The organism is Actinomadura sp. CNU-125 (assembly GCF_001942465.1).
GTDB lineage: Bacteria > Actinomycetota > Actinomycetes > Streptosporangiales > Streptosporangiaceae > Spirillospora.
In genome coordinates this window covers 1-14,219 of the sequence record NZ_MKJY01000128.1, presented here as the reverse complement: position 1 = coordinate 14,219, position 14,219 = coordinate 1, and the positions used below count along the sequence as shown (strand labels likewise).

At 74.1% G+C, this 14,219-nt stretch carries 13 protein-coding genes and 4 pseudogenes; 14 read left to right on the top strand and 3 right to left on the bottom strand.

Translation table 11 applies throughout. The features are described 5' to 3' along the window. Window positions 1-55 precede the first annotated feature (55 nt). From BJF79_RS51030 to BJF79_RS60300, 10 genes and pseudogenes are all read left to right on the top strand, one after another. The gene (locus tag BJF79_RS51030; protein WP_083733515.1) at window positions 56-4,183 is read left to right on the top strand and encodes an MFS transporter; all 4,128 of its coding nucleotides are present in this window, start codon (window positions 56-58) and stop codon (window positions 4,181-4,183) included. Between the two features lie 86 nt (window positions 4,184-4,269). Then, a complete protein-coding gene (locus BJF79_RS16895) occupies window positions 4,270-5,184 on the top strand; it encodes an SPFH domain-containing protein (protein WP_075898616.1) in 915 nt (304 codons plus the stop codon). Between the two features lie 28 nt (window positions 5,185-5,212). After that, window positions 5,213-5,428, top strand: a pseudogene (locus BJF79_RS16890) (hypothetical protein); the annotation flags it as partial. A gap of 60 nt (window positions 5,429-5,488) precedes the next feature. Beyond that, a pseudogene (locus BJF79_RS66970) lies at window positions 5,489-6,123 on the top strand (GOLPH3/VPS74 family protein). 123 nt (window positions 6,124-6,246) lie between these two features. Beyond that, window positions 6,247-6,624, top strand: a pseudogene (locus BJF79_RS65605) (lysophospholipid acyltransferase family protein); the annotation flags it as partial. A 25-nt stretch (window positions 6,625-6,649) separates the two neighbouring features. Beyond that, window positions 6,650-6,973 carry a hypothetical protein gene (locus BJF79_RS65600; protein WP_316043365.1) on the top strand — a complete coding sequence of 108 codons (324 nt, stop codon included), beginning with the start codon at window positions 6,650-6,652 and terminating at the stop codon, window positions 6,971-6,973. A 31-nt stretch (window positions 6,974-7,004) separates the two neighbouring features. Beyond that, window positions 7,005-7,574, top strand: coding sequence for a 3'-5' exonuclease (locus BJF79_RS16875; protein WP_075898614.1), 570 nt, complete (start codon window positions 7,005-7,007; stop codon window positions 7,572-7,574). 71 nt (window positions 7,575-7,645) lie between these two features. Next, a complete protein-coding gene (locus tag BJF79_RS60310; RefSeq protein ID WP_262402146.1) occupies window positions 7,646-7,771 on the top strand; it encodes a hypothetical protein in 126 nt (41 codons plus the stop codon). Then, window positions 7,768-7,959 (top strand): annotated as a pseudogene (locus BJF79_RS60305) (ATP-binding protein); the annotation flags it as partial. The gene BJF79_RS60310 and the pseudogene BJF79_RS60305, both read left to right, overlap by 4 nt. Window positions 7,960-8,088: 129 nt before the next feature. Beyond that, window positions 8,089-8,508: an ankyrin repeat domain-containing protein gene (locus tag BJF79_RS60300; RefSeq protein ID WP_075898620.1), complete on the top strand. Its 420-nt coding sequence runs from the start codon at window positions 8,089-8,091 to the stop codon at window positions 8,506-8,508. On the opposite strand, the gene BJF79_RS16855 is transcribed toward BJF79_RS60300, so the two are convergent. Further along, the gene (locus BJF79_RS16855) at window positions 8,509-9,441 is read right to left on the bottom strand and encodes an MFS transporter (RefSeq protein ID WP_262402145.1); all 933 of its coding nucleotides are present in this window, start codon (window positions 9,439-9,441) and stop codon (window positions 8,509-8,511) included. After that, window positions 9,414-9,920, bottom strand: coding sequence for an MFS transporter (locus BJF79_RS60295; protein ID WP_262402144.1), 507 nt, complete (start codon window positions 9,918-9,920; stop codon window positions 9,414-9,416). The genes BJF79_RS16855 and BJF79_RS60295 overlap by 28 nt, the downstream gene beginning before the upstream one ends. A gap of 113 nt (window positions 9,921-10,033) precedes the next feature. On the opposite strand from BJF79_RS60295, the gene BJF79_RS16850 reads away from it, so the two are divergent. The 3 genes from BJF79_RS16850 (at window position 10,034) to BJF79_RS16845 (ending at window position 11,992) form a co-directional block, all read left to right on the top strand. Then, window positions 10,034-10,654 (top strand): TetR/AcrR family transcriptional regulator, encoded by a 621-nt coding sequence (locus BJF79_RS16850; protein ID WP_075898610.1) that lies wholly within the window; start codon window positions 10,034-10,036, stop codon window positions 10,652-10,654. Between the two features lie 70 nt (window positions 10,655-10,724). Then, on the top strand, window positions 10,725-10,970 hold the full coding sequence (locus tag BJF79_RS60290) for a hypothetical protein (protein ID WP_262402143.1): 246 nt from the start codon (window positions 10,725-10,727) through the stop codon (window positions 10,968-10,970). Beyond that, on the top strand, window positions 10,943-11,992 hold the full coding sequence (locus BJF79_RS16845; RefSeq protein WP_262402142.1) for an alpha/beta hydrolase family protein: 1,050 nt from the start codon (window positions 10,943-10,945) through the stop codon (window positions 11,990-11,992). The genes BJF79_RS60290 and BJF79_RS16845 overlap by 28 nt, the downstream gene beginning before the upstream one ends. 108 nt (window positions 11,993-12,100) lie before the next feature. Here BJF79_RS16845 and BJF79_RS16840 read toward each other — a convergent pair whose 3' ends face one another. Beyond that, window positions 12,101-13,201 carry a mechanosensitive ion channel family protein gene (locus tag BJF79_RS16840; RefSeq protein WP_075898608.1) on the bottom strand — a complete coding sequence of 367 codons (1,101 nt, stop codon included), beginning with the start codon at window positions 13,199-13,201 and terminating at the stop codon, window positions 12,101-12,103. A 181-nt stretch (window positions 13,202-13,382) separates the two neighbouring features. On the opposite strand from BJF79_RS16840, the gene BJF79_RS16835 reads away from it, so the two are divergent. Further along, window positions 13,383-14,219: RNA-guided endonuclease InsQ/TnpB family protein (locus BJF79_RS16835; RefSeq protein WP_075898618.1), on the top strand; the 837-nt coding region annotated here is incomplete at its 3' end.

The following is a 14,219-nucleotide window of genomic DNA, read 5'->3' as shown; positions in this document are numbered from 1 at the left end:
CTGCACGCCGCCGGGCGGCAGGCGAGGCGCTCGCGGTGTTCGAGGAGGGCCGCCGGTGCTGGCCGACGAGCTGGGCGCCGACCCGTCCCCCGAGCTGGCCGCGGCGCACCTGGCCGTCCTGCGCGGCGAACCCCCCGCCGCCGGTCTGCGGCCGGTCGCGCCGCCCGCGCAGCTCACCAGCTTCGTCGGTCGGCAGGACGCGGTCCGGCACGTCGGGACGATGCTGGCCGCCGGACGGCTCGTCACGCTGCTCGGGCCGGGCGGTGCGGGCAAGACGCGGCTGGCGGTGGAGGCGGCGGCCCGCGAGGACGGCGAGGTCTGCTTCGTCGACCTGGCGCCCGTCGGCCCGCCGGACGTGGAGCGGACGCTGCTCGCCGCGCTGGGGCTGCGCGAGAACGCGATGCGGCAGGCGCCGGGCGAGCGTCCCGGCGACGCGGCGGAGCGGCTGGTCGCGGCGCTGGCCGGACGGCCGATGCTGCTCGTCCTCGACAACTGCGAGCACGTCGTCGCACGGGCCGCGGGGCTGGCGCGGCGGCTGCTGGGCGCGTGCCCGCGGCTGCGCGTGCTGGCCACCAGCCGGGAGGTCCTGGCCGTCACCGGGGAGGCGGTGTGGCCGCTGCCGCCGCTGGCGCTGCCGCCCGCCGGGACGCCCCCGGAGGAGCTCGCGCAGTACCCGGCGGTACGGCTGTTCGCCGACCGGGCGCGCGCCGTCCGTCCCGGGTTCGCGGTGGACGGGACGAACGCGGCGGACGTCCTGCGGATCTGCGCGGCGATGGACGGGCTGCCGCTGGCGATCGAGCTGGCGGCGGCGCGGCTGCGGTCGCTGCCGGTCGGGGAGGTCGCGGCGCGGCTGGACGACCGGTTCCGGCTGCTCTCGCGCGGGGACCGGACGGCCGCACCGCGGCACCGGACGCTGCGCGCGGTCGTCGAGTGGAGCTGGAGCCTGCTCGGCCCGGCGGAGCAGACGCTCGCGCGGCGCCTCACGGTGTTCGGCGGCGGGTTCACGCTGCCCGCCGCCGCGCGGATCTGCGGGCCGGACGACGCCGACGAGGCGCTGGCCGAGCTGGTCGACAAGTCGCTGGTGCAGCTGGAACCGCACGGGGACGGCGACCGCTACCGGATGCTCGACACGATCCGCGCGTTCTGCGCGGAGCGGCTCGCGGAGGCGGGCGAGGAGGAGCGGTTCCGGCGGGCGCACGCCGACCATTTCCTCGATCTGGCGTTGCGCGCGGACCGGCATCTGCGGACCGCCGACCAGCTCGAATGGCTGGACCGGCTGGCCGCCGACCACGCGAACCTGCACACGGCGCTGCGCTGGTGCGTGCAGTCCGGCGACACCGTCCGGGCGCTGCGGCTGATCGCGGCGCTGTCCTGGTACTGGTGGCTGCGCGGACGCGTCGAGGGTGCGCCGCCGGCGGCCGAGCTGCTGGAGCGGCTCGGCACCGATCCCCCTCCGGGGCTGGAGGAGGAGTACGTGCTGTGCGTGTGCAACGTGGTTTCGGCGGGCGGCACCGGCGCGCGGGCCGCCGTGTGGATGGACCGTGCCGAGGAGGTGCTGGCGGGGATCCGGCGGCTGCTGGCGTTCCCGGCGACGACCGTGCTGTGGGCGATGACGGCGGGCCCGGCGCGGACGGAGACCGCGATCTTCCTGGAGCAGATCGGCGACGACCCGTGGACGCTGGCGCTGCTGGACATGAGCGACGGGTTCCTCCACCAGTTCTCCGGCGACCGGGCGCGGGCGGAGGCGCACTGCGCGGCGGCGCTGGCGGCGTTCCGGGCCGTCGGCGACCGCTGGGGGATGGCCAACTCGATCGACCCGTTCGCGCAGCTCGCCGACTGGCGCGGCGACCGCGCGACGGCGCTGGCCCTGCTCGCCGAGGCGCTGGAGCTGACCGGTGAGCTGGGCGCGCTGGAGGACACCGCCGACCTGCTGTGCCGGCGCGGCGAGATCCGCGTCCACGGCGGGGACCTGGCGGGCGCACGTCCCGACTTCGAGCGGGCCGCCGAGCTGGCCCGGCGGGCCGGGACGCCCGACAAGGTGGCCGCCGCACTGCACGGCCTCGGCGAGATCGCACGTTTGGGCGGTGACCGCGCGGAGGCCCGGCGGCTGTACGAGACGGCCCTGACGAGGTACGCGTCCGACCGGTTCGTCGTCGCCGCCGTCAAGGGCGCGACGCTCGTCGGCCTCGGCTGGCTCGCCCTCGCGGACGGCGACGCCGGGCGCGCGCGGGACCTGTTCGGCGAGGCCGCGGCCATGGTCCGGGACCATCCGATCTTCGGTTACCGGGCGAACGTGGCGGTGGGCATGGCCGCCCTGGCGCTGACGGACGGCGACGGGGAGCGCGCGGCGCTGCTGCTCGGGATCGCGGCGGCGGTGCGCGGCGTGCGGATCCCCGGCGACCACGACGCCGAGCGCGACGAGCGCGGACGCCCGCGCGGCGCTCGGCGACGCGGCGTTCGACGCGTGCTTCGCGAAGGGCCTCGCCGTCCCCCGCGAGGACGCGTTCGCCTCGTTCGCCCGCCCCTGACGCGCCGCCCCCGCACGCCTCCGCGCCGGTCGCCGGTCCGCCTTCCCCTCGGTCAGCGGACGGTGCGCGGTCCGTCAGCGCGTCCGGGGACGCTCGGCGGCATGACTTACGGTTCGGCCCGCAAACGGGGCACGTTCGCGGTCGCGGCGCTGGTGGCACTGGTGCCCGCCATCGACCTGACCGCTCTCAACCAGGCCATTCCGCACCTGTCGGCCGATCTCGGCCCGACGTCGACGCAGATCCTGTGGATCGCGGACGCCTACGGGTTCGCGCTCGCCGGGCTGCTCGTCACGATGGGCGCGGTCGGCGACCGCATCGGGCACCGGCGGCTGCTGCTGATCGGCACGGCGCTGTTCGCGGCCGCGTCGGCGGTGACGGCGTACGCGTCGAGCGCGGAGCTGCTGATCGCGGCGCGGGCGCTGCTGGGCGTCGCGGGGGCGACGCTGATGCCGTCCGCGCTGTCGCTGGTGCGGCGCGTGTTCACCGAGCCGAAGGAGCGGACGGCGGCGGTCGGGGCCTTCTTCGGGCTCGGCGCGTTCGCGGTGGGGCTCGGCCCGGTGTTCGGCGGCGCGCTGCTCGACCACTTCTGGTGGGGCTCGGTGTTCCTGATCAACGTGCCGCTCATGCTTGTGGCGCTGGTCGCGGGGGCGTTCGTCCTGCCCGAGTCGCGCGGCCTGCCGACGGGTTGGCCGGACCTGCCGGGGGTGCCGCTGTCGATCGCCGGGGTCCTCGGGGTCGTGTACGCGGTCAAGGAGACGGCGGCGCACGGCGCGGACGAGCCGCGGGTCTGGGCGGCGGCGCTGGTGGGGGTGCTCGCGCTGGCGGCGTTCGCGTTCCGGCAGACGCGGGCGGCCGAGCCGCTGATCGACGTCCGGCTGTTCCGCCGGGCGGCGTTCTCGGGCGCCGTCCTGACGAACATGTTCGCGATGTTCGCGCTGGTCGCGCAGTCGCTGATCTTCTCGATGTTCTTCCAGCTCGCGCTGGGCTGGGACCCGCTGAAGTCGGGCCTGGCGGGGCTGCCGGGGGCGGCGGGCGCGATGATCGGCGGCGCCGCGCTGGCCCCGCCGCTGATCGGCCTGGCCGGACGCGCGCGCGTCGTCGCGCTCGGCATGGCCGTCGCGGCGGGCGGCTACACGCTGTTCCTGACGGTCGGCCTGGACACCGGTTATCCGGCGATGCTCCCGGCGATGCTGCTGTCGGGGCTCGGCATGGGGATGGCGATGACGGTGACCGGTGACACCGTGCTGGCGTCGGTGCCGAAGGAGCGGACGGGCGCCGCGTCGGCGATCTCGGAGACGGCGACCGAGCTGGGCGGGGCGCTGGGCATGGCGGTGCTCGGCAGCGTCCTGACGGCGGTGTACCGGGACGGGCTGGAGCTGCCCGCCGGGACGCCCGCGCCGGTGGCGGACGCGGCCCGCGACTCGCTCGCCGGGGCGGTGGAGGCGGTCGCGGCGCTGCCGGTCCGGCTGGGCGCGCGGGTCGCCGCGGCGGCCCGGGACGCGTTCGTCGGCGGCATGCATTCCGCGCTGCTGTGCGCGGCGGTTCTGGCCGCGGCCGTCGCGGTGTTCGCCCTGGTGACGCTGCGGAGCGTGCCGAAGGTGATCGAGGACGGGCCCGGCCCCGACGCGGAACCGGAGCGCGTGGCCGCGCGGTGAGACCGGCCTTCCCTGGCGCCGGCCCGACTTGGATAAAGTGATATCACTTTGCTAGGTTGGTGATAACAGGACAGAAGGAGGCCTCCATGGACCCGGCGGCGAAGGTCGAAATGCCGACACCGAAGATCTCGGAACGGCGGGCGTACGACATCAACGGCTGGTGGATGCTGGTGCTGGCGTTGGCGCTGATGCTGCTCGGCGCGGCCGCCGTCCTGCTCGGCGTGCTCGGCGGCGGCGGCACCGCCGCGCTCGTCGCCGGGATCGCGGTCGGCTCCGTGCTCGCCGTCGCCGGGCTGGTGCTGGCGGTCGGGCTGACGGCGGTGGCCCCGGGCGAGGCCCGGGTGCTGCAGGTGCTCGGCCGCTACTCCGGGACCGTCCGGACGGACGGGCTGCGCTGGGTCAACCCGCTCAGCGAGCGGCAGAAGATCTCCACCCGGATCCGCAACCACGAGACGGGCCTCGCCAAGGTCAACGACCTGGACGGCAACCCGATCGAGATCTCCGCCGTCGTCGTCTGGCAGGTGCGCGACACCGCCCGCGCGGTGTTCGAGGTGGACGACTTCGTCGAGTTCGTCGCGTTCCAGACCGAGGCGGCCGTCCGGCACATCGCGGGCAGCTACCCCTACGACAACGCCGAGGAGACGTCGCTGCGCGACAACGCCGACGAGATCACCGCGCAGCTGTCGGCGGAGGTGACGCAGCGCGTCGCGTCCGCGGGCGTCGACATCGTCGAGTCGCGGATCACCGGCCTGGCGTACGCGCCGGAGATCGCGCAGGCGATGCTGCGCCGCCAGCAGGCGGGCGCGATCGTCGCGGCCCGGCAGCGGATCGTCGAGGGCGCGGTCGGCATGGTGCAGCTCGCGCTGGACCGGCTCGTCGAGGACGACGTCGTGGAGCTCGACGAGGAACGCAAGGCGACCATGGTCAGCAACCTGCTGGTGGTCCTGTGCGGCGACCGCGACGCCCAGCCCGTGCTGAACACCGGCAGCCTGTACCAGTGAGCGACCCTACGGCGGGCGATGATCAGCGTTGAGCTCCGAGCGCAAGAAGATCCTGCTGCGGCTCGACCCGGCCGTGCACGACGCGCTGGCCCGGTGGGCGGGGGACGAACTGCGCAGCACCAACGCGCAGATCGAGTTCCTGCTGCGCAGGGCCCTCGGCGAGGCCGGGCGGATGCCCGGCTCGGTGGGCCGGATGCGCAACCGGGGCCGGCCGCGCAAGAACGGCGACGCGGAAACAGCGGAACCGGGCCGGACACACGAATACCGAGGAGGACCCGCCGCCCGGCGGGAGCGAGGACTGACCATGGTGGTGCGGATTCCCGAGTCGCTGCCGGCGCGGATGTTCCTGCTGGCCTACGACCTGCGTAAGCAGAAGATGACCAAGCGCGGCCGGCACCTGGGCTACCTGCTGCGTGCCGCGGCGCTGACCGAGCTGTACCTGGACGGGCGGCTCGGCGACGACGACAAGGCGCGGCCGCGGCCCGGCACCCCGGGCGCCGACCCGTACGGGCTGGTGGCGCAGATCGCCGAGGCGGCCCGGCCACGGTCGTGGCAGCACTGGGTGCGCAAGGACGGCAAGACGATCGTCGGCGCGTCCGCGAACGACTCGTGGCGGACGGGATGATCCGGGTGCGGTCGCGGCGCGTGTTCGGCCTGTTCACCGTCCAGGACGTCACCGTGAAGGACCCGCGGGTCGTGAAGACGCTGTGGGGCGGGGCGTCGTCGGCGCTGCGGGGACGGCCCGTCGCGCACGTCAACAGCTACGACGCGGCCGCGATCGCGCTGGCGGCGGCCTGCGAGCTGAACTCGGTGCTGCCCCGCCCGGACCGGCGGCGGCACAAGCGCCGGATCGAGGAGCTGACGGCGCGGTCGGGGCCCGCCCCGCGCGCCGTCCGCAAGGTCCTGCAGGCCGAGCACGCCGCCGCGGGCAGCGGCTGACCTCGCCCTCCGGCCCCGTCCCGGGGGCCAAGGACATATGGGGCTCCGACAAGATCCGCGGGGGTGATCTTGTAACGGGGCCCCACCGCGCGCGTGCGGTGCGCGCCCATAGATTCCTCCCGCATGGACCCCGAACGCCTGATCTATCCCGTCACGAAACACGTTCTGCTCGGCCCCGCGATGCGGGTCGCGTTCCGGCCGGTGGTGAGCGGGCTCCGGCACGTCCCCCGGCGGGGCCCGGTGATCCTGGCGGCGAACCACCTCGCGTTCATGGACTCGTTCGTCCTGCCGCTGATGGTGCCGCGCCGGGTCAGCTTCCTCGGCAAGCAGGAGTACTTCACGGCGGCGGGCCCGCGCGGACGGGCGACGGCCGCGTTCTTCGGGGCGCTCGGGGCCATCGCGGTGGACCGGTCCGGCGGACGCGCCGCGCTGGAGGCCCTCGACGCGTCGGCGCGGGTGCTGGAGCGCGGCGGGGCGTTCGCCATCCATCCGGAGGGCACCCGCTCCCCCGACGGACGGCTCTACCGTGGGCGGACGGGCGTGGCGCGGCTGGCGATGCGGGACGGGCGCGCCCGTCGTCCCGGTCGCGCTCGAAGGCACCGACCGGGCGCAGCCGCGCGGCCGGGCCGTCCCCCGCCCGGGCCGGATCGGGGTGCGGTTCGGGGCGCCGCTGCGGTTCGCCGGGCCCGCCGCGGACGGGCCGCGCGGCCGCGCCACCCGCGCGATCACCGACGAGATCATGACGGCGATCCAGGAGCTGTCCGGGCAGGAGTACGTCGACTCGTACGCGCCCCCGCCGCGGCAGGACGGGCTGGACGGCGGGCGCGGGGCGCCGGAAAACCGGTCGTGAGGCGGCGGGGGCGCTCTGTATCGTCCGCGCCATGGACGAGAAGATCGGCCGGTTCCTCAACGTCGTCGACGTGGAGGCGACCTGCTGGGACGGGCCGGTGCCGCCGGGGCAGGCGAACGAGATCATCGAGATCGGGCTGTGCGTCGTCGATCTGGACGAGCGGGAGCGGGTCGCGAAGCATCGCGTCCTGGTGCGTCCGGAACGGTCGGAGGTCAGCGGGTTCTGCACCGAGCTGACGGGGCTCACGCAGGACGAGGTGAACGGCGGCGTCCCGTTCCGGGAGGCGTGCGCGCTGCTGGAGCGCGAGCACCGGTCGCACGCGCGGACGTGGGCGAGCTGGGGCGACTACGACCGGAAGCAGTTCGAGCGGCAGTGCGGCGGCGACGTCCGGTACCCGTTCGGGCGGCGGCACGTCAACGCCAAGGCCGTGTACGCGGCGTCGCACGGGCTGCGCCGGACGGGCATGGCGGGCGCGCTGCGGCACGCCGGGCTGCCGCTGGAGGGACGCCACCACAGCGGCGCCGACGACGCCTGGAACATCGCGGCGCTCGTGCTGGACACCGTGCGGCGCGGCGCCTGGCCCGCCCGGGCGGATGTTTGATCCCGTTCGCGCGGGCACGCTTCCGGTCGAGGCAGAACGCGGACCCGGACGCGGACGAGCACGGAGACGATGTGGAGATCAGCCTGGACCTGCTGTTGCCGCGGGACGCGGTGAGCGTCCCGGCGACCCGGCGGATCCTGGACGCCGCCCTGCAGACGCTCGGCGCGACGAGCAGATCTGCGGGGACATCGAGATGATGCTGAGCGAGGCGTGCACGAACGTCATCGAGCACGCCGACGACGGCGCCGACTACACGGTGCGGGCCACCATCCGGGACCGGCGGTGCCTGATCAAGGTGATCGACGACGGGCAGGGCTTCGACGCCGGCCGGGTGCCCGAACCCGACCCGTCCGACGAGCGCGGCCGCGGTCTGCTGATCATGCGGTCGCTGGCCGACGACGTCCGGTTCCGCGGCTCCGCCGAGGACGGCGCGCTGGTCTCGCTGGAGAAGCGGCTCAGTTACGGGGAGGGCAGCCTCGGCGGGCTGCTCGTCGCGGAGAGCGGGGACACCGACATGACCGAGTCCGATCCGGAACTGGAGGAACTGGCGTCGCGGCTGTTCGCGGCGGCGCGCGCGGGCGACACCGACCTGCTCGTCGCGTACGTCGACGCGGGGGTGCCGCCCGACCTGTCCAACGACAAGGGCGACACGCTGCTGATGCTGGCCGCCTACCACGGGCACGCCGGGACGGTGCGGGCGCTGACCGCCCGCGGCGCGGACCCCGAGCGGGCCAACGACCGCGGGCAGCTGCCCCTCGCCGGGGCCGTGTTCAAGAAGGAGCCGGACACGGTCCGGGCCCTGCTGGACGCGGGCGCCGATCCCCGGGCGGGGATCCCGACCGCGGTCGAGACCGCGCGGATGTTCGGCCACGCCGAGTTCCTGGCGTGGTTCGGGGAGCCCGCCGGACCGTCGGACACGCCCCCGCCCGGATGATCACCGCTCGTCCGGGGCGGGCCCGCGCAGGGCGAGCGTCACCGCGAACGCCGCCGCCGCGAGGGCGGTCCCGGTCGCGAACGCGGGCGCCATGCCGTCCCCGGTCGCGGCGCCCTGCACGGTGAGCATGACGGCGGGGCCGACGGCGCCGCCCGTCCACATCATCGTCTGGGCGACGCCGGACGCCGCGCCGGAGTGCGCGGGTTCCACGGTGCCGAGGACGAGCGCGTTCAGCGGCATCATCGCCAGCCCGCCGCCCAGCCCGAGCAGGGCGATCGGGGCGAGCAGCGCGGCGGCGTAGCCGTCGCCGGGCGAGAGCCGGGTCAGCCACAGCAGCCCGGCGGCGATGAGCAGCGTCCCGGTCCCGGCGAGGACGCGGGTGCCGAGCCGGGGCAGCAGCCGCGGGACGAACCGGACGATCGCGAACTGCAGGCCCGCCATCGGCAGGAACGCCAGCCCGGCCTGCATGGCCCCGTACCCGAGAACGTCCTGGAAGTGCCGGGTCAGGAAGAACAGGGTGCCGAACATCGCGGCGGGGAGCAGGAACTGCACGGTGTAGGCGGCGGTGCGGGCGCGGTCGGCGGTGAACAGCCACAGCGGCATGATCGGCTCGCGGGCCCGCCGCTCCAGCAGCGCGAACGCCGGGAGCAGCACGGCGGCGGCGGCGAACGCGGCGAGCGCGGCGCCGTCCGGCCGCCCCTGCTCGCCGATCCGGACGAACGCCAGGACGAGCGCGGTCGCGGGCCTGGTGGCGGCGGCCGCGCCCGCGAGGTCGAACCGGACGGGCCGCCGCGCGGTCTCGGCGAGGACGCGCGGGACGAGGGCGAGCAGCAGCGCGCCGACGGGAACATTGACGAAGAACACCCACCGCCACGTCCCGGCCTCGATCAGCACCCCGCCGAGGATCATGCCGAGGGCGCTGCCGACGCCCATGACGGCGGACATGACGCTGAGCGCGCGCGCCCGCGCGCGCCGCCGAAGCTCGTGGCGATCAGGGCGAGCGCGCTGGGCGCGGCGACGGCGGCCGCGACGCCCTGCAGTGCGCGCGCGGCGATCAGCACCCAGCCCGCGCCCGCCAGGCCGCCGAGCAGGGACGCGGCGGTGAACAGCGCGATCCCGGCGGCGAAGACGCGGCGGCGGCCGAGCACGTCCCCGGCCCGTCCGCCGAGGAGCAGCAGGCCGCCGAACGCCAGCATGTAGGCGTTCTGGACCCAGGCGAGGCCCCCGGCCGACAGCCCGAGGCCGTCGCCGACGTTCGGGAGCGCGATGGTGACGATGGAGGTGTCCACGCCGATCATGAGCTGGCAGCCGACGATGACGGCGAGGACGATCCCTGGACGATGATGGGGGGACGGGACGGCGGCCGGAGCTGCGGACTCCGGTGCGGCCGTGCGCCCCTGCGGTGCGGTCACGACGGACCTCCGGGAACGAGAAATTAAGGAACGGCGACGTACACTATGTGGGGAACGTACCACCGATGCACGCGAGAGGGAACGGAAACGTTCACTAATTTGGGAGGCGGGAGGTGAGCCCCGGCACCCGCCGGCGCGGCGGCGAACTGGAGGCGGCCATCTACGACGCCGTCTTTGTGCAGCTAGAACGCGTCGGCTACCGGAACCTGACGATGGAAGGCGTCGCGTCCACGGCGCGCACCGGCAAGGCGGCGCTCTACCGGCGCTGGTCGTCCAAGGACGACCTCGTCACCGACGCGCTCAAGCACGCGCTGCCCGAACCGCCGGTCGTCCCCGACACCGGCACCGTCCGCGGCGACCTGCTGGAGATCCTGAAGCGGCACCGGGACACGCTGCTCACCTGCCGGGGCGCCGCGTTCCGCATCCTGAAGGACGACGCCGACGAGGGCCAGCACCTCATCCACGACGTCGTCCACCAGCGGATGACCAAGCCCGTCCGGCACCTGATCCACGACGTGCTGACGCGCGGCGCCGAACGCGGCGAGGTGCGTCCGGAGGCGGCCACGCCGCGGATCGCGAGCGTCGGCCCGGCCGTCGTCGTCTACCACAACCTCACCGAGGGCGGCCCGCTCGACAACGCCTTCGTCGCCTCGGTGGTCGACGAGGTGCTGATGCCGATCGTCGCGCCCGCGCCCCCGTCCGGGGCCGCCTCCGGGCGCGCGTCCGGTTCTTGACGGAAGACGGGGGCGGCGCGGGACGTTCGATCATGGCGGCGGACGGGCGCGGGACGCGAGCGTGGACGGCATGCGAACACGTCTTCCCGGCCGTCCGCTCGTCGCGGCGGCCACGCTCCCCCTCGTGCTGTCCCTCGCGCTGACCGGCTGCGGCGGCGGCGCGGTGGCCGCGGCGCCCGCCGCGGCCGAGAACTCCGCCCCGGCCACGTTCACCCTGCCCGCGCCGACCGGGCCGCGCGCCGTCGGCACCACCGAACTGCACCTGGTCGACGAAGGCCGCGCCGACCCGTGGGCGCCGACCGCGTCCGGGAACTGATGATCAGCGTCTGGTATCCGGTGCAGAAGGGCGCGCAGGACCGTCAGCCGGTCGCGCCCTACCTGCGGCCCAACGTCGCGAAGGTGTTCACCGGGGTGGACGCGCTCGGGGTCTTCGAGGCCGGGACGGTCGACTGGGCGGCCGCCCGGACGAACGCGGCCGAGTCCGCTCCCGCCGACGCGCGCCACGGGCGCCGGCCGGTCGTCCTGTACTCCCCCGGCTTCGGCGTGCCGCGCGCACTCGGGACGACGATCGCCGAGGAACTCGTCAGCCGCGGCTACGTCGTGGTGACCATGGACCACACCGGCGAGACGCCGATCGAGTTCCCGGGCGGGCGGGTCGAACCCGCGCGGCTGCCGCAGCAGTCGCCGGAACGCACGAAGACCGCCGTCAAGGCCCGCGTGCAGGACACCCGGCTCGTCCTGGACGCGCTGACCGCGCTCGCCCGCGGCGGCAACCCGGACGCTGAGGGCCGGGCCCTGCCGCCCGGCCTCGGCCGGACGCTCGACACCTCCGAGATCGGCATGGTGGGGCATTCGGCGGGCGGCGTCCAGGCGGCCGAGACCATGCGGGTCGACCGGCGGCTGGACTCCGGGATCAACATGGACGGCACGATGAAGTACACCGACGACGACTACGTGCCGGTCGCCCGGACGGGCCTCGACCGCCCGTTCATGCTGATGGGCTCGGCGCCCGGCGGGGAACCGCAGACCCACCGGACGAACCCGTCGTGGGGGTCGTTCTACACGAACTCCACCGGCTGGAAGCGCGACCTGAACGTCCCGACCGCAAGGCACTACTCCTACACCGACGTGCAGGCGTTCCTCCCGGAGATCGACGAGCGCAACGACCTCCCGGAGGGCGCGCGCGAGAAGATCATCGGGACGGTCGACCCGGAGGCGATGACCGCGTCGGTGCGGGCCTACGTGACCGCGTTCTTCGACGCGTCGTTGCAGGACCGCCGCCGCCCGATCCTGGACCGGCCGTCGAAGCGGTACCCGCACGTCCGGTTCGTCCGGTGACGCCGTGAGAAGCCCCGCGCGCCCGGGACGGGCCGGGCGCGCGGGGCTTCATCGGCCGTGTTCGGCCGGGGGTTCGGTCAGGCGGGCTTCGCTCAGGCGGGCTGTCGGTCAGGCGGGGAGTTCGCCCTTGCCGTTCGCCGCGCCGTTCCCGCCGTTCCCGCCGTTCCCGTTCCCGGGGCGGACGGGGGCGTCCTGCAGGCTGACGCGGTGGTGCCAGTACGGCGCCGCGTAGCCCTCCTCGCGCATCACCCGGTGCAGGCGCTTGAGGTACTCGTGCTTGATCCGGAACTGGTCCTCGAACTCGGTGGACCGCAGGATGACGTGGAAGCCGACGGACGACTCGTTGAAGTCGTCGAAGCGCACGAAGACGCCCGAGCCCTCGACGCCGCCCTGCACCTCCTTCATCACCTCGTGCCCGACCTTCTCGAGCATGCCCTCGGCCTCGTCCAGGTCGATCTCGTACGGCAGCTTCGCGTAGACGAGGATCGACATCTCCTCGCCCGGACGGCTGTAGTTGGTGAGGATCGTGTCGGAGAACTTCTGGTTCGGGATGACCTCGATGTTGTCGGACAGGGTCCGTATCGTGGTGTTCCGCCAGTTGATGTCGACGACGTAGCCCTCCTGGCCGGTGTCGAGCCGGATGTAGTGCCCGGGCTCGATCGTCTTGGCGGCCAGGATGTGCACGCCCGCGAACAGGTTGGCGAGCGTGTCCTGGAGGGCGAGGGCGACGGCGAGACCGCCGACGCCGAGGGCGCCGAGCAGGGGGCCGATCGAGACGCCGAGGCTCTGCAGCATGATCAGCATGCCGATGCCGATCACCAGCACCTTGGCGATGTTGGCGAAGATCGTCACGTTCGCCGCGACGCCCTGCCGGGCCATCGCGTACGAGGACACGCTCCCGGCGATCAGCCGGGCGGCCGCCACCGACACGAAGAAGATCGCGATGGCGGTCAGCAGCCGGGCGACCACGTCGAGGGTCCCGCGCGGCGCGGCGTCCCACACCTTCAGCGCGAACCAGACGCCCGCGAGGAGGGTGAGCGGGAGGGCGAGGTCGTGCACGAGCTTGGCGATCAGGTCGTCCCAGGCCCAGCGCGTGCCGCCGGCCCGCTTGCCCAGCCGGGAGGTCAGCAGCCGCAGGCCGACGGCCACGACCACGGCGACCCCCAGCACGATCGCGGCGGCGATCGGCCGTTCCCAGCTATCACTCATCAGGACTCCTTCGTGGATACCTCGGCCGTCAGGCCGGGGAGGAAACGAAACTCTTGCGAAGCAGAACGCGAAAAGGCGATCCGCGCCCCCCGGGGGCGCGGATCACCGTCCCCTCCCACCGAATCCGTCGAATCCGTAGAACGCCTGCGGTGCCCGCGCCCGCGTCGTTAGATTGCGCAGCATGGCGTGCACGGTGAAGCGGTCGTTTAAATACCGTGTGTATCCGACGGACGAGCAGGCGGCCGAGCTCGCCCGCACCTTCGGGTGCGTGCGGCTGGTGTACAACAAGGCCCTGAAAGAACGCACCCGCGCCTGGCACACCCAGCGACACCGCATGACCTATGCCGACACCTCGGCGGCGCTGACGGCGTGGAAGAAGACCGACGAACCGGCGTTTTTGAACGAGGTGTCGTCGGTGCCTCTGCAGCAGGCGCTGCGGCACCTGCAGGCCGCGTTCGCGGCGTTCTTCGACAAGCGCGCCAGGTACCCGCGCTTCAAGTCGCGCAAGAAGTCCAGGGCGTCGGCGGAGTACACCCGGTCGGCGTTCAAGTGGCGCGACGGCGCACTCACGCTCGCCAAGATGGACGGGCCGCTGGACATCGTGTGGTCGCGCCCGCCGCCCGCGGGGGCCGAGCCGTCCACGGTCACAGTTTCCAAGGACGCGGCCGGGCGGTGGTTCGTGTCGATCCTTTGCCGGGACACCATCGCCCGCCTCGACCCGTCGGACACCACGGTCGGGGTCGACGCCGGGATCACCTCCCTGGTGACACTGTCGACCGGGGAGAAGATCGCCAACCCCCGGCATGAGCGACGCCACCGGGAGCGTCTCGCCCGCGCGCAAAAGAACCTGGCGCGCAAGGCCAAGGGGTCGGCCAACCGGGAGAAGGCCAAGGCGAAGGTCGCCCGCGTCCATGCCCGGATCGCCGACCGGCGCCGCGATTTCCTGCACAAGCTGTCGACTCGGCTCGTCCACGAGAACCAAGTGGTCGTGATCGAGGACCTCAACGTCCGCAACATG

What these genes read in the sequence shown, in the direction of transcription:
- BJF79_RS16895 (WP_075898616.1), top strand. Translation starts at nt 4,270, where the DNA reads ATGGACCCGGCGGCGAAGGTCGAAATGCCGACACCGAAGATCTCGGAA.
- BJF79_RS16875 (WP_075898614.1), top strand. Translation starts at nt 7,005, where the DNA reads ATGGACGAGAAGATCGGCCGGTTCCTCAACGTCGTCGACGTGGAGGCG.
- BJF79_RS60300 (WP_075898620.1), top strand. Translation starts at nt 8,089, where the DNA reads ATGACCGAGTCCGATCCGGAACTGGAGGAACTGGCGTCGCGGCTGTTC.
- BJF79_RS16855 (WP_262402145.1), bottom strand. Translation starts at nt 9,441, where the DNA reads ATGGGCGTCGGCAGCGCCCTCGGCATGATCCTCGGCGGGGTGCTGATC.
- BJF79_RS60290 (WP_262402143.1), top strand. Translation starts at nt 10,725, where the DNA reads ATGCGAACACGTCTTCCCGGCCGTCCGCTCGTCGCGGCGGCCACGCTC.
- BJF79_RS16840 (WP_075898608.1), bottom strand. Translation starts at nt 13,201, where the DNA reads ATGAGTGATAGCTGGGAACGGCCGATCGCCGCCGCGATCGTGCTGGGG.